The organism is Kribbella sp. NPDC049174 (genome assembly GCF_043197365.1).
GTDB lineage: Bacteria > Actinomycetota > Actinomycetes > Propionibacteriales > Kribbellaceae > Kribbella.
The window spans coordinates 1,261,984-1,281,283 of sequence record NZ_JBICSZ010000001.1 but is presented as its reverse complement, the minus strand read 5'-3'; the positions used below and the strand labels follow the sequence as shown (position 1 = coordinate 1,281,283).

19 protein-coding genes are annotated in these 19,300 nt (G+C 69.3%); 12 read left to right on the top strand and 7 right to left on the bottom strand.

Going from position 1 to position 19,300, the window contains the following annotated elements; genetic code table 11:
• Positions 1 to 15: 15 nt before the first annotated feature.
• From ACGFIF_RS05870 to ACGFIF_RS05855, 4 genes are read left to right on the top strand one after another with little or no spacing between them, the layout of a single operon-like run.
• Positions 16 to 558, top strand: coding sequence for a copper chaperone PCu(A)C (locus tag ACGFIF_RS05870; RefSeq protein ID WP_393151886.1), 543 nt, complete (start codon positions 16 to 18; stop codon positions 556 to 558).
• Entirely contained in the window at positions 555 to 1,727 is a 1,173-nt protein-coding gene (locus tag ACGFIF_RS05865; protein WP_393151884.1) for a Dyp-type peroxidase, read from the top strand. The genes ACGFIF_RS05870 and ACGFIF_RS05865 overlap by 4 nt, the downstream gene beginning before the upstream one ends.
• Positions 1,728 to 1,783: 56 nt before the next feature.
• Positions 1,784 to 2,314, top strand: a complete 531-nt coding sequence (locus ACGFIF_RS05860; protein WP_393151882.1) for a SigE family RNA polymerase sigma factor — start codon at positions 1,784 to 1,786, stop codon at positions 2,312 to 2,314.
• On the top strand, positions 2,311 to 3,165 hold the full coding sequence (locus ACGFIF_RS05855) for a hypothetical protein (protein WP_393151880.1): 855 nt from the start codon (positions 2,311 to 2,313) through the stop codon (positions 3,163 to 3,165). Before ACGFIF_RS05860 ends, ACGFIF_RS05855 begins: the two co-directional genes overlap by 4 nt.
• 61 nt (positions 3,166 to 3,226) lie before the next feature.
• Here the strand turns inward: ACGFIF_RS05855 and ACGFIF_RS05850 are convergent, their stop codons facing one another.
• The 5 genes from ACGFIF_RS05850 to ACGFIF_RS05830 form a co-directional block, all read right to left on the bottom strand.
• Complete coding sequence (locus ACGFIF_RS05850) at positions 3,227 to 4,072, bottom strand: hypothetical protein (RefSeq protein WP_393151878.1); 846 nt, start codon at positions 4,070 to 4,072, stop codon at positions 3,227 to 3,229.
• Between the two features lie 36 nt (positions 4,073 to 4,108).
• Positions 4,109 to 5,794, bottom strand: coding sequence for a Mur ligase family protein (locus tag ACGFIF_RS05845; protein ID WP_393151876.1), 1,686 nt, complete (start codon positions 5,792 to 5,794; stop codon positions 4,109 to 4,111).
• A 3-nt stretch (positions 5,795 to 5,797) separates the two neighbouring features.
• On the bottom strand, positions 5,798 to 6,574 hold the full coding sequence (fabI, locus tag ACGFIF_RS05840) for an enoyl-ACP reductase FabI (RefSeq protein WP_393151874.1): 777 nt from the start codon (positions 6,572 to 6,574) through the stop codon (positions 5,798 to 5,800).
• 21 nt (positions 6,575 to 6,595) lie between these two features.
• Entirely contained in the window at positions 6,596 to 7,300 is a 705-nt protein-coding gene (gene fabG / locus ACGFIF_RS05835; protein WP_393151872.1) for a 3-oxoacyl-[acyl-carrier-protein] reductase, read from the bottom strand.
• Between the two features lie 86 nt (positions 7,301 to 7,386).
• Positions 7,387 to 7,599 carry a dodecin gene (locus ACGFIF_RS05830; protein WP_393151870.1) on the bottom strand — a complete coding sequence of 71 codons (213 nt, stop codon included), beginning with the start codon at positions 7,597 to 7,599 and terminating at the stop codon, positions 7,387 to 7,389.
• 94 nt (positions 7,600 to 7,693) lie between these two features.
• On the opposite strand from ACGFIF_RS05830, the gene ACGFIF_RS05825 reads away from it, so the two are divergent.
• Positions 7,694 to 8,053 carry a DUF3099 domain-containing protein gene (locus ACGFIF_RS05825; RefSeq protein ID WP_393151868.1) on the top strand — a complete coding sequence of 120 codons (360 nt, stop codon included), beginning with the start codon at positions 7,694 to 7,696 and terminating at the stop codon, positions 8,051 to 8,053.
• A gap of 198 nt (positions 8,054 to 8,251) precedes the next feature.
• Complete coding sequence (locus ACGFIF_RS05820; RefSeq protein WP_393151866.1) at positions 8,252 to 8,455, top strand: hypothetical protein; 204 nt, start codon at positions 8,252 to 8,254, stop codon at positions 8,453 to 8,455.
• A gap of 48 nt (positions 8,456 to 8,503) precedes the next feature.
• Here the strand turns inward: ACGFIF_RS05820 and moaA are convergent, their stop codons facing one another.
• Positions 8,504 to 9,523 (bottom strand): GTP 3',8-cyclase MoaA, encoded by a 1,020-nt coding sequence (moaA, locus tag ACGFIF_RS05815; RefSeq protein WP_393151864.1) that lies wholly within the window; start codon positions 9,521 to 9,523, stop codon positions 8,504 to 8,506.
• A 57-nt stretch (positions 9,524 to 9,580) separates the two neighbouring features.
• Here moaA and ACGFIF_RS05810 point away from each other — a divergent pair, with 57 nt between their 5' ends.
• From ACGFIF_RS05810 to ACGFIF_RS05800, 3 genes are all read left to right on the top strand, one after another.
• Positions 9,581 to 10,372: an SURF1 family protein gene (locus ACGFIF_RS05810; protein WP_393151862.1), complete on the top strand. Its 792-nt coding sequence runs from the start codon at positions 9,581 to 9,583 to the stop codon at positions 10,370 to 10,372.
• Positions 10,299 to 12,143, top strand: coding sequence for a glycoside hydrolase family 15 protein (locus ACGFIF_RS05805; RefSeq protein ID WP_393151860.1), 1,845 nt, complete (start codon positions 10,299 to 10,301; stop codon positions 12,141 to 12,143). The genes ACGFIF_RS05810 and ACGFIF_RS05805 overlap by 74 nt, the downstream gene beginning before the upstream one ends.
• A gap of 86 nt (positions 12,144 to 12,229) precedes the next feature.
• A complete protein-coding gene (locus ACGFIF_RS05800) occupies positions 12,230 to 12,994 on the top strand; it encodes an SDR family oxidoreductase (protein WP_393151858.1) in 765 nt (254 codons plus the stop codon).
• A 108-nt stretch (positions 12,995 to 13,102) separates the two neighbouring features.
• On the opposite strand, the gene ACGFIF_RS05795 is transcribed toward ACGFIF_RS05800, so the two are convergent.
• Positions 13,103 to 14,191, bottom strand: coding sequence for a DNA polymerase domain-containing protein (locus ACGFIF_RS05795; RefSeq protein ID WP_393151856.1), 1,089 nt, complete (start codon positions 14,189 to 14,191; stop codon positions 13,103 to 13,105).
• A 160-nt stretch (positions 14,192 to 14,351) separates the two neighbouring features.
• Here ACGFIF_RS05795 and ACGFIF_RS05790 point away from each other — a divergent pair, with 160 nt between their 5' ends.
• The 3 genes from ACGFIF_RS05790 (at position 14,352) to ACGFIF_RS05780 (ending at position 19,264) form a co-directional block, all read left to right on the top strand.
• A complete protein-coding gene (locus ACGFIF_RS05790; RefSeq protein WP_393151854.1) occupies positions 14,352 to 15,947 on the top strand; it encodes a M4 family metallopeptidase in 1,596 nt (531 codons plus the stop codon).
• Positions 15,948 to 16,167: 220 nt separating this feature from the next.
• Entirely contained in the window at positions 16,168 to 17,892 is a 1,725-nt protein-coding gene (locus ACGFIF_RS05785; protein ID WP_393151852.1) for an FAD-dependent oxidoreductase, read from the top strand.
• Entirely contained in the window at positions 17,885 to 19,264 is a 1,380-nt protein-coding gene (locus ACGFIF_RS05780; RefSeq protein ID WP_393151850.1) for an adenylate/guanylate cyclase domain-containing protein, read from the top strand. Before ACGFIF_RS05785 ends, ACGFIF_RS05780 begins: the two co-directional genes overlap by 8 nt.
• Positions 19,265 to 19,300 lie beyond the last annotated feature (36 nt).

The window sequence follows — 19,300 nt, the reverse complement described above, 5'->3', positions numbered from 1 at the left end:
AACTCACCTGGGGTCATGGTCGTTGGCCTGTCCGTGAAGCTGAAGTTGCTGACGGCCGCGCTGGCCGTCGCCCTCCCGGTGTTGCTGTCCTCCTGTGGATCTTCTCCGGAGCCCGCGACCCAAGCCGCCGCGTCCACGCCCTCGGTGCTGGTCGAGGACGCGTGGGTGCGGGCGACGGTCGGCGCGAAGGACACCGGTATGACGGCCGCGTTCATGTCGCTGACCAACCCCGGGAACGCGGACATCCGGTTGACCTCGGCAACCTCTCCGGTGGCCGGAATGGTGCAGTTGCACGAGATGGCGGTGAAGGACGGCAAGATGGTGATGCAGGAGAAGGCGGGCGGCATCACTGTCCCGGCCACCTCCCACACGCACCTCTCCCCCGGCGGCGACCACGTCATGCTGATGGGCCTCAAACAGCCGTTGAAGCCGGGTGACGAGGTCCCGGTGACGCTCGAGTTCTCCGACGGGACCTCCCACGACCTGACTGTTCCGGTCAAGGCCTTCACCGAGGAGGAAGAGCACTACCACCCGACTCCGACGCCCAGCGCGAAGTGACCACCAGACGACAATTCTTCGGATACGCCGGAGCGGCCGCCGCGGGTGCGGCCGTCTCCGGCGGCGCTGTGATTGCCCTCGACAACGACAAGCCTCAGGAACAGGCCGCAGCGCGGCTGATCAGCCCGTACGGCGAGCACCAGCCCGGCATCACGGCTCCGTCGCCGAAACATGCGGAACTGGTGGGGTTGAAGCTGCTGCCGGGCACCGACCGGGCGGCGCTCGGGCGGCTGATGCGGTTGTGGAGCAACGACATTGTTGCCCTGGCCAACGGGCGGCCGGCGCCTGGCGACACGGCACCGGAGCTGGCGGTAGCCAACGTGGCGCTGACCACGACTGTCGGCTTCGGTCCGCGGATCTTCGAGCTGACCGGGCGCAAGCCGGCCGGGCTCGATGATCTGCCGGTGATGAAACACGATCGTCTCGATCCGGCCTGGTCCGGCGGGGATCTGCTGGTGATGGTCGGCGCGGATGACGCGGTGAGCGTCGTACACGCCGTACGGCGGCTTGTTGCCGACGCGAAGCCGTTCGCCACGCCGCTGTGGCGGCAGTCCGGGTTCTGGAACGGGACCGGCTCCGACGGTCAGCCCGTGACCGGCCGGAACCTGTTCGGCCAGGTCGACGGCACCGGCAACCCGGCCGTCGGTACGCCGGAGTTCGACACCACAGTGTGGTCGTCGGACGGCCCCGACTGGTTCCGCGGCGGTACGACGCTCGTCGTACGGCGGATCCGGATGAACCTGGACACCTGGGACGAGCTGACCCGATCGGAACAGGAGCGCGCAGTCGGCCGCAAACTGTCGACCGGTGCACCGCTCACCGGCACCGCCGAGCACGACGAACTGGACCTCGAGGCCCGGGACGCCGACGGCCGGCTCATGATTGCTGAGAACTCGCACGCCCGGCTCTCACATCACTCGGAGAACGACGACCGCCGGATCTTCCGGAAAGGCCTCAACTACGTCCAGGACAACGGCCCCGACCGCGAGTCGGGCCTGATCTTCCTCAGCCACCAGGCCGACGTCGCCGGCCAGTTCCTCCCCCTGCTGGCCCGCCTGGACGCGGCCGACGCCCTGAACGAGTGGACCACCACGATCGGCTCCGCCGTCTTCGCCCTCCCACCAGGCTTCCAGCCCGGCGGCTGGCTGGCCCAGAAACTTCTCGGCTGACCTGTCACCCTGCGACGCTGATGACGGCGTTCTTGGGGGTGACAGAAGGGATGCCGATGAGATCTGATCCGGGCAGCGAGGATTTCGATGCCTTCGTGCGGGCTCGCTGGACTGCGACCGCGCGGCTCGCGTACGCGCTCACGCTGGACCATCAGAAGGCGGAGGATCTCGCGCAGGAGGCGTTCACCAAGCTGTGGTTCCACTGGCGCAAGGTGCGCGGCGGGAATCCGGAGGGGTACCTGCGCAAGATCGTCACCACCATGTTCCTGTCCGCGCGCCGCCGCCGCTGGATCGGCGAGCGGCCGACGGAGACACCGCCCGACATCGCGGTCGGCGCGGCCACCGGACAGGTGGACGAGCGGCTCGCCCTCCGCGCGGCGATGGCGCGGCTGAGTCCACGGCAGCGCGCCGCTGTCTATCTGCGGTACGCCGAGGACCTGTCCGAACGATCCGTCGCCGAACTGCTCGGCTGCTCGGTCGGCGCCGTGAAGCAGCACACCCGGCGCGGCCTGGACGCGCTCCGCACCGACCAGCACTTCAGCACACCCGACGAACTGGCCGACCTGGCCGGGAGGGGTATCGCATGACCGACGACCTGAGCGCGAAGCTCGCCGTGCTGACCGAAGCCCGTCCCGAGCCGGCCGACCCGGCCGCGCCGATCCGCCTGCGCATCAGGCGCCGCCGGCGCCGCCGCCGCGGTACTGCGGTCGTCGTCGCGACCGCCGCCGCCACCGCGGCCGTCCTTGCCACCGGCCCGGTGCTCAACAACCTCCGATCGGCCGGCAACGAGCCCGGTGTCGCCGGCTTCGCGCCCTCGATCCCGGTGCAGACCCTCCAGACGATGCCGAAGCTGCCGAGCACCTCCACCACCGGCGATCACACGACCGTGATGCAACCGCCGTGGTCGGACGAGGTCTTCTCCAAGCTGCCGGACGCGAACGCCTACAAACCGAAGGCGTACTACGTCTCGAGGGGCACGATCCCGACCGAGACCTGGGCGATGCTCGCCTTCTCGCAGTACGGCTGCATGGTCAGCGACGAAGGCCCGGCGAACAGCTTCGGGCGGCCGTACGTGTGCTTCAACGAGTGGAAGCCCGGCCAGCGGGTCAGCTACCACCTGGTTCAGGGGCACCAGAAGGAGAAGGGCGCCGCGAAGATCGACCACACCCTCGTGTTCGGCGCCGTCTCCGCCGATGCCCGGAAGGTCGTGGTCAAGGCGGCCGGACAGACCTACATCGCCCACGCGGTCGGCACGCCCGCGACGGATCGGCTGCGCTTCTTCGCCCTCGTGCTCCCGCACAAGGACCTCAGACTGACCTCGGTCACTCCACTCGACGCGACCGACAAACTCACCAACACACCCACCGGCGTCCCCACCGGCCTGCCATGCGACAGCGACCCGGACTCCGAATGCGGTGCCGCGACGCCCGCCAAATGACACAGACCGTCCGGGGAGGAGTCATCCTCCCCGGACGCCTGGAGCCTTCGTCAGCGAAGTGTCAGGCTCGGCGGGTCAGGAGGCGTCGTTTGGGCTCTTGCTGGTCGATCCAGTCGAGGTCGTCGGACAGGACGGCGTCGTTGGGGCGGTCGGCGTAGGGGTCGGGCGGTGGCGGGGGTGGCGGCAGGGCGCGGAGCTTGAGCGCGACCATCGGGATCGCGAGCAGCACGGCCAGCACCAGCCAGGGCCAGTACTCGCGCAGCATCGGCTCGAACGACTCGAAGAACGCGTTCGTCGCCGCATCCGCGATCAGGTCGGTCGACTGACCCGCGGGCGCCCGGCTGACGGTCCGGATCGCCGCGACGATCCCGAACGCGGCGAGATAGAAGCCCGCCAACGGCAACCAGAAGTATGCCGATCTCCAGCCGCGCCGCCAGCAGGCGACGTACAGCAGGAGCGCCAAGCCGGCCGCGACCAGCAGACCGTTCAGCTGCCACAGCCAACGCCAGTCCTGCAGTTGATTCGCCGGGCGGAGTGCCAGCCAGGCGACCGGGATCGCGACGGCGAACGCGGCCATCACCGAACTTCTGGCGCCCAGGGCACCGAACAGGGCGCCGACAGCGCTTGCCACCAGCAACGTGATCAGGAACCCCTTGTCGGTGAAGGAGTTCCCGGTCAACCACCACATGCCGGTGGCGACAACCAGGACGAGCGGCAGGGTGAACCGGATCCGGCCGACGAACAGCCCGGCCGCCACCCCGCCGGCGAACCCGCCCAGCACGAGCAGGTCCAGCCGTGCCGGCACGAACGCCGTCGTACCGTCCGGGAGTCCCTTCAGATACGTGGCCGCGAAACCCGCCACGAACCAGGCGACAACCGCGGACGGGACCGTCCACAAGTAGCGCATCTCACCCCGTTCCCGCCCCGACCGCGGGCGGCGAGGCTAGTGCTGGGCTCTGTCGACCTTGTCCTTCAAGATCTCCGGTGTGTCGACGGTAGCTCCCTCGGCCCGCAACCAGGCGTCAAGACTCGCCCGATCCTGCAGAGACATCACCGCGACCACGTCCCCGGGCTTCGCCTCCGCGACCAGCGCCTGCGCCGCCTCCAGCTCGGTCGGGTACGCCGGTACGTCGTCCACGCCGACCGAGGAGGCGCCCTCGCGGAACACCGCCTCGAGCTCCGACGGCGGCCGGCCGCGCAGGTACTCGGTCTTGTGTCCGATCGCCACCCGGTCGGCGCCCCGGGCACCGATCGCCCCCAGCGCGGAGACCATGTCGTCGGCCCGGTCCCCCGGCGACCCGAGGGCCAGCAGCAACCGTCCGCCCGGCTCCCGGACACCGTTCATGATCTCGAGCAGCGCCTCCAGACCGGCCTCGTTGTGGGCGAGGTCGATCACCACGGTGAAGTCGCGCAACGAGTACATGTTCATCCGGCCGGGGTTGTTCTCGTTCGGCGCGAACGAGCTCAGCCCCTCGATCACCGCGGCCCGCGGCAGCCCGAGCCCGAGCGCTGCCGACGCCGCGGCCAGCGCGTTCTCCACGTTGTAGTGGGACAGCCCGGACAGCGTCATCGGTACGTCGACGACCTTCAGCAACGGCTCCGGGTCGCTGGCCTGGTCGAGGACCGTGATGAACCCGTCCAGCACGGTCGTCGCCCGGCCGCCCTCGTCCAGCACGGTCCGGATCGACGGCGAGTCGGCCTCGCGGGAGAACACCCAGCACTTGGCCGGCGAGCCGAGCCGCATCGCGAACGTCCGCGGGTCGTCGCCGTTCACCACGCACCAGCCGCGTGGCTTGGTGATCTGCGTGATCACCGCCTTCACCTCGGCCAACTGGTCGACGGTGTCGATACCGCCCAGGCCGAGGTGGTCGGCGGTGACGTTGGTGACCACCGAGACGTCGTTCGAGGCCACACCGACGCCGCGCCGGAGGATGCCGCCGCGGGCGGTCTCGGTCACCGCGAGCTGGATGCCTGGCTGGGACAGCACCTGACCGGCGCCGCTCGGGCCGGAGAAGTCGCCGTACTTGACCAGTTCGCCGTCGAAGTACACGCCGTCGGTGCTGGACCAGCCGACGTGCAGGCCGGCGGCCCGGCCGATGTGCGCGATCATCCGCGAGGTGGTGGTCTTGCCGTTCGTCCCGGTCACCGCGACCACCGGCACCTTCGGCCGCAGGGTCGGCGGCGGGTTGCCCGGCGGCTCGTTCCGGACCCGGTCCCCGACGGTCGCGATCAGCTCGGAGAGGTCGTCCTCGCCGAAGGCATCCAGGACCTCGACGATCGCGGCACCGAGCGCGCGGGCCCGGTCCTCATGGGCCCACGGGAAGGCCACGACAAGACGGCGTACGTCGGACTCGGGGCGGACCCGGACGCCGATCCGGCCGATCCCGGCCTCGCGCGCGATCCGCCGGACGACGTGACCCGTGACCCGGATCGCGAACCGCTGCCGGAACCCGGAGCCGATCCGGCCGGGCCGGGTGGTGCCGAGACCGATGGCCTGGCCGTACGCCTTCGCGGCGGGTGCCGGGGCGTCGACGAGTGCGGACACGTCGAGCGTGAGCTTGACGGCGGCACGACTGAAGTAGAGGTTGGCGCCGTCCAGGACCCGGAGCTCAACCAGCGATGTGGCCAACCCCTACGCTCCCATCGCGTGGTAGCCGCCGTCGACATGCACGATCTCGCCGGTGGTCGCGGGGAAGAAGTCACTCAGCAGGGCCACGATGGTCCGGCCGGTCGGCTCCAGATCGGACGGGTCCCAGCCCAGCGGGGCGCGGTCCAGCCACGGCTCCTCGAACTTCTCGAAGCCCGGGATCGCCTTGGCGGCCAGCGTCTTCAGCGGCCCGGCCGAGACCAGGTTGCAACGGATGCCCTGGGCGCCCAGGTCACGGGCCAGGTACCGGCTGGTCGACTCCAGGGCGGCCTTGGCCACCCCCATCCAGTCGTACCCCGGCCAGGCCACGGTGGCGTCGAAGGTCAGTCCGACCACGCTGCCGCCGCGGCTCATCAACGGCGCGCAGGTGACGGCGAGCGCCTTCAGCGAGTACGCCGAGACGTGCACCGCCTGCGACACGTCCTCCCACGGCCCGTCCAGGAACTTGCCGCCGAGGATCGTCTCCGGGTTGCCGTAGGCGATCGAGTGCACGACGCCGTCCAGGCCGTCGACATGCTCGCGGACGGCGTCCGGCAGCGCGGCGAGGTGGTCGGGATTCGTGACGTCCAACTCCAGGACGGGAGGCTCGACCGGCAGGCGTTTCGCGATCCGTTTGGTGATGCTCAGCGCGCGGCCGAAGTTCGAGATCAGCACGGTGGCGCCTTGTTCCTGCGCCACCTTGGCCGTGGCGAAGCCGATCGACGAGTCGAGCGTGACGCCCGCGACCAGGATGCGTTTGCCGTCGAGGATGCCCACCGGCATGCCCTTTCTAGATGATGAGAGTTAGTTGCCCATGCCGATACCGCCGTCGACCGGGATCACCGCACCGGTGATGTACCCGGCCTCGTCGGAGGCAAGCCAGCGGACCGCGTTGGCGATCTCCTCGGTCAGGCCGAACCGGCCGAGCGGGATCTGGCTCAGGTACTGCTTCTGGGTCTCTTCCGGCAGCACCGCGGTCATGTCGGTCTCGACGAAACCGGGGGCGACCACGTTCGCGGTGATGCCGCGGCTGCCGAGCTCGCGGGCGATCGAGCGGGACATGCCGATCAGGCCGGACTTGCTGGCCGCGTAGTTCACCTGGCCGGGCGAGCCGAGCATGCCGACGACCGAGGAGATGAAGACGATCCGGCCCCTGCGCAGCCGCAGCATCCCCTTCGCCGCCCGCCGCGCGACCCGGAACGAGCCGGTCAGGTTGGTCTCGAGGACGGCGTCCCAGTCGTCGTCGGACATCCGCAGCAGCAGGGTGTCGCGGGTGATGCCGGCGTTCGCCACCAGCACCTCGACCGGACCCTGGGCCTCCTGGATCGTGTCGAACGCCGCGTCGACCTGCTCCTGGTCGGTGATGTCGCACTTGACCCCGAGGAAACCCTCCGGCGGCGGGCTGGTGTTGTACGTGACGGCGACCTGGTCACCGGCCTCCCGGAACGCGGTCGCGATCGCCAGCCCGATGCCCCGGCTGCCACCAGTCACCAACACAGACCTGCTCACAAGTCCTCCTCACACGACGCCAGTCGGACGAACGCTATCGCCCGCCACCCGGATGCCCGGATGGCGGGTGGTACCGGCGGTTCGGATCAGGAGTCTTCGAGCCGGAAGCCGACCTTCATCCCCACCTGGTAGTGGTCGATCTGGTTGTCGACGATGTGACCGCGGATCTCGGTGACCTCGAACCAGTCGAGGTGCCGCAGCGTCTCGCCGGCCCGGGTGATGCCGTTGGTGATGGCCTCCTTCACGCCCTCCTTGGACGTGCCGACGATCTCGGTGACTCGGTAGGTGCGATCGGTCATGAGCCAGTCCTTCCAAAATTAGCGCAGCCCTCTCCATCCTGGCTGCGCCCGCGCCGCAGGCACGGCGTACCGTTGTTCTTGGTGAGGAGGATAGATGTCGAGACGCCGTGAGCGGTCCGATGAAACCGTCATTTCGGTGACGAGTGCGCAGCCGGGCCGGTCCGAGGATCTGGACAGCCGGATCGTCCGCTATGCGTGGATGATGTCGATCCGGATCGTCTGCTTCGTGCTCGCCGTCGTCACCCCGTCGCCGTGGCGGTGGATGTTCATCGTCGCGGCCGTGTTCCTGCCGTACATCGCGGTGGTGCTGGCGAACGCGCACCGGACGACACAACTGTCCAGTGCCGACCCGTTCATCGCGCCGGATCGCCCTGCGATCGGGTCGCATCCGACGGTCATCAGCGACCCCGAACCAGACGCCGATCCGGCCCACAAGATCGACACCGAAAAGTGATCTGTGCCGGGACTGGAAACTTCGGCGCCATCCGTGTCAGAATCTCCCGCGTGCTCTGAAGTTCATGGCTGAAATTCAGGGACTTGATGCGGCGTCGGACGGCTCCCCCCGTGGCTGTCCGACGTCGCTTCATTTTCCCCACCGTTTGATAATTGAGTGGTCAGGGACAATTCCCCTGCATCCTCAGGAATGGCTCTGATGACTGAAGAAGCCCTGCCGTCCGTCTGCTCTGCCAGGGGATGCGGCGCACCGGCGCAGTGGGCACTGCGGTGGAACAACCCGAAGATCCACACCCCGGACCGGCGCAAGACCTGGCTCGCGTGTGACGAGCACAAGGACAGCTTGTCCGACTTCCTCGCCGCCCGGTCATTCCTGCGCGAGGTCGAGCCTTTCTCCGGGTAAAGGCAGCGCACCGAAAAAGTACATTTCCGGTTTGGGCCGGTTTGGCGTTCAGCCGCCGATCGCGGACATCGGCCGGGTCGGCTGCAGGAAGCTCGGGTCGTTGATGCCGTGGCCGGGCAGTTTGTTCCGCATCGCCCGCCGCCACCGGTCGGCCAGTTCCTCGTCATCGGCGCCGGAACGCAACGCGGTGCGCAGATCCGATTCGGTCCGGGCGAAGAGACAGTCGCGGACCTGGCCGTCGGCGGTCAGCCGGACCCGGTCGCAGTCACCGCAGAACGGCCGGGTGACGGAGGCGATGATGCCGACGGTCTGCGGCCCGCCGCGAACCGTGAACGATTCGGCCGGCGCACTCCCCCGGGCCGCCGCGTCGGTCGGTTCGAGACCGAACGGCTCGGCGAGCTGCTCGAGGATCTCGTCCGCGGTGATCATGGTGGCGCGGTCCCAGCCGTGCTGGGCGTCCAGCGGCATCTGCTCGATGAACCGCAGCTCGTAACCGCGCTCCAGACAGAACTCGAGCAGCTCCGGCGCCTCCCGGTCGTTCAGGCCGCGCATCAGCACCGCGTTGACCTTCACCGGTGTCAGCCCGGCCTCCTGGGCCGCTTCGAGCCCGGCCAGGACATCCTTCATCCGGTCCCGCCGGGTGAGCTGCTGGAAGGTGTCCGACCGGACCGTGTCGAGGCTCACATTCACTCGGTCCAGCCCGGCGTCCTTGAGCGCCTGGGCCTGCCGGGCCAGGCCGATCCCGTTCGTCGTCAACGACACCTCGGGACGCGGCAGCAGTTCCGTCGTACGGGCGACGATGCCGACCAGGCCACGGCGCAGCAGGGGCTCGCCGCCGGTGAAGCGGATTTCGTGTACGCCGAGTAACCGGACGGCGACGGAGACGAGCCGGACCACCTCGTCGTCGGTGAGCAGCTCCGGCTTGGCCAGCCAGTCCAGGCCCTCCTCGGGCATGCAGTACGAGCAGCGCAGGTTGCAGCGGTCGGTCAGGGACACCCGCAGGTCCGTGGCGACGCGGCCGAACCGGTCCGCCAGGCCCAGCTGAGTCACCTCTTCAGTCGCTGTCACGGCTCCAGCCTACGTGCCGGGCATCAACCATTTCACGGGATGGCTTAAGTTCGAGATGTGCGTCGTCTGATGAATGTGCGCTGGATCGCCACCGCACTGGCGGTCCTGGTGCTCGCCGGAGTGTGCGTCCAGCTCGGTCGATGGCAGTTTCACCGCCTCGACGAGCGCAAGGCGCGCAACGACGTCACCCGCACCAATCTGGCCGCTCCGCCGGCGCCGATCGACCAGATCGTCGGCCCGGACGGGGTCGTCGGCGACCAGCACGCCTGGCGGACGGCGGTCGTCACCGGCCGGTACGACGCCTCGAAGCAGATCGTGCTGCGGTACCGGAACGTCAACGACCGCCCCGGGTTCGAGATCGTCACCCCGCTGACGCTGCCCGACGGCAAGGCCGTCCTGGTCGACCGCGGCTTTCTGGCCCGTCAGGGTGCCGAGCTCGCCCCCGGCAACGTCCCCGCCGTACCGACCGGCGAGGTGACCATCACCGGCCGCCTGCAGCGCAGCGAACGCGGCGGGCACACCAACGGCGGCACGCCGGACGACGGTACGGCGCGACTCATCAACGGACCGGACTTCGCCACCGCCCTCGGCCTGAACCTGTACGACGGCTACCTGACCATCGACAAGCAGGAGCCGGCCAACGACCCGGCGTTCGGCGGGTTCCCGGGTCCGGAGATCGACGACGGGCCACACTTCTTCTACGGGCTGCAATGGTTCTTCTTCGCCTTGCTCGCCCTCGGCGGGCTGGTCTATTTCTCCCGACAGGAAGTACGCGGTGGTGACTCCTCCTCCGAAGGCGATGCGTCCGACCCGGCCCGGCCCGAAGTCCGTGCCGGAGCGGCGGATTGAGGACTATGCGCTGATCGGCGACACCCAGACCGCGGCCCTGGTGTCGAAACAGGGCTCGATCGACTGGCTGTGCTTCCCGCGGTTCGACTCGCCGGCCTGTTTCGCCGCGCTGCTCGGCACCGACGACAACGGTCATTGGCGGCTCAGTCCCCGAAACGCCGACGCGCGGAGCAGTCGCCACTACCGCGGTGACACGCTGGTTCTGGAGACCGAGTGGTCCACCTCGACCGGCTCGGTGCGGGTGATCGACTTCATGCCACCCCGCGACAAGGCGCCAGACGTCGTACGCATCGTGGAAGGCATCAGCGGGCGGGTCGCGATGCGGTCCGAGCTGCGGCTGCGGTTCGACTACGGGCAGGTCGTCCCGTGGGTCCGCCGGGTCGACGGGCAGGTGGTCGCGATCGCCGGGCCGGACGCGGTGTCGTTGCGGTCCGACGTCCATCAGTACGGGCGGGACTTCGCGACGTACGCGGACTTCGAGATCTCGGCGGGTGAGCGGGCCTGGTTCGTCCTCACCTGGCATCCGTCGCACGAGCCGGTCCCGGAGCCGACCGACGCGCTCGCCGCGCTCGAGCCGACCGCGACGTACTGGACCGACTGGATCGCTCGCAGCACCGACGTGGATGGGTTCGAGGCGGAGGTCACCCGGTCGCTGCTCACGCTGAAGGCGCTCACCTACTCGCCGTCCGGCGGCCTGGTCGCGGCGCCGACCACCTCGCTGCCTGAGTCGCTCGGCGGCCCGCGCAATTGGGACTACCGGTTCTGCTGGCTGCGGGACGCGACGATGACGCTGACCGCGATGCTGCGGTCCGGGTTCACCGAGGAGGCGCACGCCTGGCGCGACTGGCTGCTCCGAGCCATCGCGGGCGCGCCGACCGATCTGCAGATCATGTACGGCGTCACCGGCGAGCGGCGGCTGACCGAGTTCGAGGCGGACTGGCTGCCCGGGTTCGGCGGATCCAAGCCGGTGCGGATCGGGAACGCGGCCGCCGAACAGTTGCAGATCGACGTGTTCGGCGAGGTCATGGACGTCCTCGCCCTCGCCCGGGAGACGCAGATCGGGCCGAGCGAGGACGCGTGGGCGATGCAGCGCGGCCTGATGCGGCATCTGACCGACGTCTGGGACGAGCCGGACGAGGGAATCTGGGAGGTCCGCGGCGGCCGGCAGCACTTCACCTACTCGAAGGTGATGGCGTGGGTCGCGTTCGACCGGGCCGCCCGGGCGGTCGAGCGGTTCGGTATGAGCGGTCCGGCCAGGCAGTGGTGGGCGACCGCGGACCAGATCCACCGGGAGGTCTGCGAGAAGGCGTTCGACACCGACCGCGGCACCTTCACCCAGTCCTACGGCAGCAAGGCGCTGGACGCGTCGGTGCTGCTCATCCCCCAGGTCGGGTTCCTGCCGCCGGACGATCCGCGCGTGATCGGCACCGTCGAGGCGGTCCAGAAGGAACTCGGGTACGACGGGTTCGTCCGCCGGTACATCACCGATCACGTCGACGACGGCCTGCCCGGCGACGAGGGCGCGTTCCTGATCTGCTCGTTCTGGCTGGCCGACTCGCTGGCGCTGATCGGCCGGGTCGGCGAGGCGCGCGCGATGTACGACCGACTTGTTGCCCTGCGCAACGATGTGGGCCTGCTCGCGGAGGAGTACGACCCGGTGAGCGGACGGATGCTGGGCAACTTCCCGCAGGCGTTCTCGCATCTGGGGTTGGTGAACACCGCGTGGCATCTCAACAGCACCGAGACCCCGCTGCGCCGGTCGGCGTACTAGTTCCGCTTCCTCGACGAGACACCAGAGAACTTGCCGTCGGCCACCAACTGGCCGTCGGCGTGCGAGATCCGGTGGGGTGAGGCAGGATGGTGGCCGTGGACCTCGGACTGCGCGATCGCACCTATATCGTCACCGGCGCCAGCGCCGGCCTCGGCTTCGCCACTGCGAAGGCCCTGGCCGCGGAAGGTGCCCGGCTCGTCATCTCCAGCCGGAACGAGGAGTCGATCACGCGGGCCGCGGCCGAGCTCGGCGAGAACGTGGTCGGCATCTCGGTCGACAACGCGGACCCGGAGAGTGCGGAGCGGCTGGCCGCGACCGCGATCGCGAAGTGGGGCGCGCTGCACGGTGCCCTGATCAGCGTCGGCGGCCCACGTCCCGGGACGGCGCTGGACACCGACGAGCAGGACTGGCGGAACGCCTTCGACAGCGTCTTCCTCGGCGGCCTGCGGATCGCCCGCGCGGTCGCCCGGGCGGGTTCGGACGGTACGTCGATCGCCTTCGTGCTGTCGTCGTCGGTGAAGTCCCCGATCCCCGGCCTGGCCATCTCGAACGGGCTGCGTCCGGGCCTGGCGATGGTCGCGAAGACACTGGCCGACGAGCTCGGCCCGAACGGCATCCGGGTCAACGGCCTGATGCCGGGCCGGATCGCCACCGACCGGCTGAAGGAGCTCGACGCCAAGGGCGGCGACCCGGAGGCGTCCCGCCGCGCGTCGGAGAAGACCATCCCGCTCCGCCGCTACGGCACCCCGGACGAGTTCGGCCGCGTCGCCGCCTTCGTCCTCTCCCCCGCCGCCTCCTACATCACCGGCGCCATCCTCCCCATCGACGGCGGCGCCCTCCGCAGCTTCTAGTCCTTGGGGCGGTCGCGGTCCTTCGGCGGCTGGACCCGTTTGGCGCAGCGGTCGAGGAGGAACGGCAAGGCGTAGGCGCCGACGGGACAGCACCAAGGGCTGTCGGCCCTACGGCGCGATCCGGTTGCCTTCGTCGTCCCAGTGATCGGCGACCTTCTTGCTCGGCTGGACACGCGGCGGCTCACCCGGCATCTTCGGGTAATCCGGCGGGAAGTTCAGCTCCCCGCCCGGCAGCTCCTCCCACAGCCGCAGCAGCGGGTCGAGCGAGTACGCCGCCTCGTCCATGTCCGCCCACGGGTCACCATCAGTGAGGTAATCCGGGACGGTGTGCAGGTTGAACGCGCGCGGATCGTCGACCTCGGCCAGCCGCTCCCACGTCATCGGCGTACTGACCGGCGCACCGGGCCGCGGCCGGAGCGACCACGCACCGGCGACCGTGCGGTCGCGCAGGTTCTGGTTGAAGTCGAGGAAGACGGCAGCGTCGCCGCGCTCCTCCTTCCACCAGGCGGTGGTGACGGCGTCGTCGCGGCGCTCCAGCTCCCGCCCGAGGCCGATCGCGGCGTGCCGGGTCTCGTCGAACGACCACTCCGGCCGGATCCGCACGTAGATGTGGATCCCCCGGTTGCCGCTGGTCTTCGGGTACCCGCGAAGACCCAGCTCCTCGAGCAACTCACGGGCGACGCCGGCTACCCGCCGGGCGTCGGCGAAGGTCGCCCCCGGCTGCGGGTCGAGGTCGATCCGCAGCTCGTCCGGATGGTCGAGATCGCTCTTGCGCACCGCCCACGGGTGGAAGGTCAGCGTGCCCATCTGGGCCGCCCACACCGCGGCCCCGATCTCAGTCAGGCACAGCTCGTCGATCGGGCGGTCATTCGGCGTCAGCACCCTGCAGGTCTCGAGCCAGTCCGGGGCGCCCTTCGGCAGGCGCTTCGAGTAGAAGCCGTCTCCGGTCTGCCGACCGGTCGCGTCGACGGACAGCGTCATCCCCTCGCGCCAGCCGCCGGGCCAGCGCTCCAGCGCGACCGGACGGTCGCCCGACGCGTGCATGAACGCGGCACCGACGCCGGCGAAGTACTCACAGACCTGGAGCTTGGTGACCTCGGGGGCCCACTCGGTCGCTTCGTAGACGACCCGCTCCGGGCTGGAGACGCGGACTTCCCGGTCCCCTGCGGGGAGCATCACCGCTGTGGTCTTCGCCATGGCGTGACGGTATCGCCCGGGACCGACCAAATCCGGTGGCAGCTCGGCGGAAAGGCAACTTTTCTCAACCTCTGGCCACGGTAGGTGACCGGGCGGTAACGTTCCAGCACCTCGTTCCTGGGGCGTGAGGCCCCCGGGACACCTCTGAAGGAGCGCGAGGATGAACAGATCCGCCCTGTTCGCCGCTGCCACCGCAGTGGCGACCACAACCGCCCTCGGTCTGACCAGCGCCACCACCGCCACCGGTGCGCCGACGGCAGACCCAGTTCCCACCCCGAGCGCGGCGGTAGCCCGCGCCAAGGCCGCCATCAGCGACAACCTCGCTGCGCTGCGGGCCACCGGCACCGACGCGTTCGTCGTCCGGGACGTCATCGTCGACGCCGACGGGAGCAGCCACGTCCGGATGGACCGGACCATCGGCGGGCTCAAGGTGCTCGGCGGCGATGTCGTCGTCCACCAGGCCAAGGACGGCAGCTGGAAGGGCGCCAGCCTCAGCCTGAGCCGCACCGCCGACGTCAGCCGGACACCGAAGGTCAGCGTCGCCACCGCCACCTCGAAGGCACTGGCCCGTGGTCAGAAGGCCGAGGGCAAACCGTCGCTGGTGATCGAGGCCCGTAAGGGCGCGCCGCGGCTGGCCTACCTGGTCACCACCGCCGGGACCCAGGCAGACGGTACGCCGAGCCACATCACCACCACGATCGACGCACTGACCGGGGCGAAGCTCGTCTCCGAGCAGCACGTCCAGACGGCGACCGGCGACGGCCAGAGCCTGTACAGCGGGACCGTCCCGATCGACAGCACGCCGGCCACCGGCGGGTTCACACTGACCGACCCGGCCCGCGGCAACGGCTACACGGCCGACGCGAACAACAAGACCGACTCCATCCTGTGCCAGCTCTTCGGCTTCGGCTGCCCGGTGCCGACCCGGTTCACCGACGCCGACAACCACTGGGGCACCGGGCTGAACACCAACCGGCAGACCGCCGCGGTCGACGCGCACTACGGCGCCGCGACGACGTGGGACTACTACAAGACCCAGCACGGCCGGAACGGCATCTTCAACAACGGCAAGGGCGTCCCGAGCCGGGTGCACTACGGCACGAACTACGTGAACGCGTTCTGGGACGGCAAGCAGATGACGTACGGCGACGGCGACGGCGTGGTGGCCGGTCCGCTGGTGTCGATCGACGTGGCCGGCCACGAGATGTCCCACGGCGTCACCACGGCGACCGCGAACCTCACCTACTCCGGTGAGTCCGGCGGCCTGAACGAGGCGACCAGCGACATCTTCGGCACCTTCGTCGAGTTCTACTCGAACAACGCCTCCGACCCCGGTGACTACTACATCGGCGAGGAGATCATGAAGGACCGGCCGGCGCTGCGGTACATGGACAAGCCGAGCAAGGACGGCAACTCGGTCGACTGCTACTACTCCGGCGTCGGCAACCTGGACGTGCACTACTCCTCCGGCGTGGCGAACCACTTCGCCTACCTCGCCTCCGAGGGCAGCGGCGCCAAGGTGATCGGCGGACTGCAGCACAACTCGCCGACGTGCAACGGCTCGACCATCACCGGGATCGGGAACGCCAAGGTCGGCAAGATCTGGTACCGGGCCCTGACCACCTACATGACCACCGGTACGACGTACGCGCAGGCCCGGACCGCGACGCTGAACGCGGCCACCGACCTGTACGGCGCGAGCAGCAACGAGCGCGCCGTCGTGGCCGCAGCCTGGTCTGCCGTAAGCGTGAATTGATCCTTTGAGGTCATGGGGCCTCCCGCCCTGGACTGAGGAGCGTAGGGAGCGAAGCGACCGAAGCGACGAGGGAAGGGCGGGAGACCAAGCCCCATGACCACGTCGGCGCCGAAGGCCCGGCCAAAAGTGCAGCCGGTCCTGTCCCACTGGGGCGGACAGGACCGGCGATCAAACGTTTTGACCATTGCCCATCGATGGAGGCGGACCTACCGTCACATGCATGGGAGGGGAACCCGGGGGAAGGTCCAATCTGCGTGAGGCGCGGCCGCTGCTGCTGGTCGTCGATGCCGATCCGGTTCAGCTGGAACGCAGTGAGACAGAGCTCGAGCGGGCGTTCGGAGTCGATTTCCGGGTCCGCGGCGAGCTGACCGCGGCCGCCGCGTCGGAATGTCTACAGCGCGCGCACGAGTTCGAGCAGCGGGTGGCCGTCGTCCTGGTCGACCACGCGCTCGACGACGCCGACCGGTCCGCGATTCTCGATCTGTCCCGGACGCTGCATCCCGATGCGCGCCGGGCGTTGCTGATCGAGTGGGGTTCGTGGGCGAAGCGCTCGACGGCGTCGGCGATCCTGTCCGCGATGGCGGTCGGCGACATCAACTACTACGTGCTGAAGCCGTGGATCGAGCGCGACGAGTTGTTCCACCGGACGGTCGCGGAGTTCATCCAGGAGTGGTCCCGGTACGAGGTCGCCAACCTGCGCGAGGTGGTGGTGATCGCCTCCGACCACTCGGTCCGCGGTCAGGCGATCCGCAGTCTGCTGGCGCGCAACGGGATCCCGAGCGCCTTCCGGGTCAGCGGTTCGCCGTTGGCGGACGCCGTACTGCGCTGGATCGACGAGCCGGACCCCGGTGCGGGCGTCCTGGTGTGGATGCCCGCGGTGGGCGGCCCCGTACTGCATGATCCGACCGATGCGGAGATCGCCGAGGCGTGGGGTGTGCCGACGACACTGGCCGACGGCGAGGACTCGTTCGACGTCCTGGTGATCGGGGCCGGACCGGGTGGTTTGGCCGCGGCCGTGTACGCGTCGTCCGAGGGTTTGCGGACGCTGGTGGTGGAGCGGGAGTCGATCGGCGGGCAGGCGGGGACGAGTTCGCTGATCCGGAACTATCTCGGGTTCTCGCGCGGGATCCGCGGCTCCGAGCTGGCGCAGCGCGGGTATCAGCAGGCGTGGGTCTTCGGTGCGCACTTCGTCCTGATGCGGTCGATCACTTCGCTGGAGAAGCAGGACGGCCACTTCCGCGCCGTGATCGGGGACGTGGGCGAGGTGACGGCCCGGGCGGTCGTGCTGGCGACCGGGGTGTCGTACCGGCGACTGGACGTCCCGACGCTGGAGCCGTTGATGGGGAACGGCGTGTACTACGGCGCGAGCGTGTCGGAAGCCCATGGTTTGCAGGGCCTTGACGCGTGCGTGGTCGGTGGCGGCAACTCGGCCGGACAGGCCGTGCTGCATCTGGCCCGCTACTGCCGGCAGGTGACGTTGGTGATCCGGGGCAACGATCTGACCGCGAGCATGTCGCAGTACCTGATCGACGAGATCGACGCCGCGCCCAACGTGACGGTACGGGCCAACAGCGAGGTCGTCGGCGGTGGCGGTGACGGGCGACTCGAGCACGTGACGTTGCGCGACCGGCTGACCGGGGCCGAGGAGTCGCTCCCGTCCAACGGGCTGTTCGTGATGATCGGCGCCGTACCCGGCACCGACTGGCTGCCGGACAAGGTCGGCCGGGACGGGCGCGGTTTCGTGCTGAGCGGTTCGGATGCCGCGGGCGACCCGCAGTGGAACGAGTCGCGGCCGCCGCAGCCCTACGAGACGACGCTGCCCGGTCTCTTCGCCATCGGCGATGTGCGCTGTGGATCGGTCAAGCGGGTCGCGTCGGCGGTCGGTGAAGGTTCTGTCGTGGTGTCCCAGATCCACACGCATCTCAAGGGTTCCGCAGATGCCTGAACGGCGATTCATCTACACGCCGGGCATGATCGTCCTGACCGCGCTGGCTCTCCTGGTACCGCTGGCGGGGTTGGTGTTGCTGCTGCAGAAACCGCAGTTGGACGTGCATTGGGAGCACCACCCGTCGCACTTCTGGCTGGTGCTGGTGACGGCTGTGCTGAGCGCCGTACTGGCCTACATGACAGGTGCGGCGGCGTTGCGGCGTGGGGATCCGCGGGTGCTGCTGGTGTCGCTGGCGTTCCTCTCGGCGGCCGGGTTCCTCGGGTTGCATGCGCTGGCGACGCCGAAGGTGCTGCTCGACACACCGAATGCGGGCTTCATCCTCGCGACGCCTGTCGGTGTAGCCCTGGGCTCTGTGTTCGCATTCCTGTCGAGCCTGAACCTGTCGGGCGAGCGGGCGGTCGCCGCCGTCCGGTGGGGGCGCTGGCTCCGGGCCGGCCTGCTGATGCTGATGGCGTTGTGGGCGGTGGCCTCGGTACTGCGGCTGCCTCCGCTGCACGACACCGCCGTACCGGAAGTTGCCGACGGGATCCTCAGTGCACTCGCCGTACCTGCTGTGTTGCTCTACGCGGTCGCAGCCGGGCGTTACCTGCGCACCTGGTGGGAACGTCCGTCGCTGATGCTGCTGTCGATGATCGCCGCGTTCGTGCTGCTCGCCGAGGCGATGGTGGCGCTGGTGTTCGCCCGGAACTGGGCGTTGTCGTGGTGGGAATGGCACGTGCTGATGCTCGCCGCCTTCGTCCTGGTCGTGGTCGGCGTACGAATCCAGTGGTACGAGGAGCGGTTCGCCGACCTCTACCTGGAGGACACGGTGTCCGGGCAGCGCGATCTGAGCGTGCTCTTCGCCGATCTGCAGGGGTTCACCACGTTCTCCGAGCGCCACGATCCGGCCGAGGTCACGGCGATGCTGAACACCTACTTCCAGGTCGTCGTCCCGCCGGTGGTACGTCGGCATGGCGGTAACGTCGACCGGATCATCGGCGACGCGCTGATGGTCACCTTCAACAAGCGTGGCAACCAGCCGGACCACGCGGCGCGGGCCGCCGCCGCGGGGCTCGCACTGCAGGAGGCGGCGACGGCCGTCCAGATGGCGCACCCGCAATGGCCGCGATTCCGGGTCGGCATCAACAGCGGCATTGCTTCGGTCAGCCTGCTCGGCACCGAGGGCGGCCGCACCCACACGGTCATCGGCGACACCGTCAACGTCGCCTCCCGGATCGAGGGCAAGGCGCCCGGTGGAGGGGTGGCCATCGGACCGGCTACCAAGGCACTTCTCCCCGACGCGGTCACCGAATCGCTCGGCCTGCTGGAGCTCAAGGGCAAGGCGGAACCGCTCGAGGTGTACCGCCTGGTCTCCTTGCCTCGCGAATGATCACCCGTGCCTTTCGGCGCCGTACCTGGTGTTCAC

Coding starts and splice junctions, on each gene's coding strand:
- ACGFIF_RS05870 (WP_393151886.1), top strand. CDS start 16: ATGGTCGTTGGCCTGTCCGTGAAGCTGAAGTTGCTGACGGCCGCGCTG.
- ACGFIF_RS05820 (WP_393151866.1), top strand. CDS start 8,252: ATGACTGAAGAAGCCCTGCCGTCCGTCTGCTCTGCCAGGGGATGCGGC.
- ACGFIF_RS05780 (WP_393151850.1), top strand. CDS start 17,885: ATGCCTGAACGGCGATTCATCTACACGCCGGGCATGATCGTCCTGACC.
- ACGFIF_RS05795 (WP_393151856.1), bottom strand. CDS start 14,191: ATGGCGAAGACCACAGCGGTGATGCTCCCCGCAGGGGACCGGGAAGTC.
- ACGFIF_RS05855 (WP_393151880.1), top strand. CDS start 2,311: ATGACCGACGACCTGAGCGCGAAGCTCGCCGTGCTGACCGAAGCCCGT.
- ACGFIF_RS05785 (WP_393151852.1), top strand. CDS start 16,168: ATGGGAGGGGAACCCGGGGGAAGGTCCAATCTGCGTGAGGCGCGGCCG.
- ACGFIF_RS05825 (WP_393151868.1), top strand. CDS start 7,694: ATGTCGAGACGCCGTGAGCGGTCCGATGAAACCGTCATTTCGGTGACG.
- ACGFIF_RS05790 (WP_393151854.1), top strand. CDS start 14,352: ATGAACAGATCCGCCCTGTTCGCCGCTGCCACCGCAGTGGCGACCACA.
- fabI (WP_393151874.1), bottom strand. CDS start 6,574: ATGCCGGTGGGCATCCTCGACGGCAAACGCATCCTGGTCGCGGGCGTC.
- ACGFIF_RS05800 (WP_393151858.1), top strand. CDS start 12,230: ATGGTGGCCGTGGACCTCGGACTGCGCGATCGCACCTATATCGTCACC.
- ACGFIF_RS05850 (WP_393151878.1), bottom strand. CDS start 4,072: ATGCGCTACTTGTGGACGGTCCCGTCCGCGGTTGTCGCCTGGTTCGTG.
- ACGFIF_RS05860 (WP_393151882.1), top strand. CDS start 1,784: ATGAGATCTGATCCGGGCAGCGAGGATTTCGATGCCTTCGTGCGGGCT.
- ACGFIF_RS05830 (WP_393151870.1), bottom strand. CDS start 7,599: ATGACCGATCGCACCTACCGAGTCACCGAGATCGTCGGCACGTCCAAG.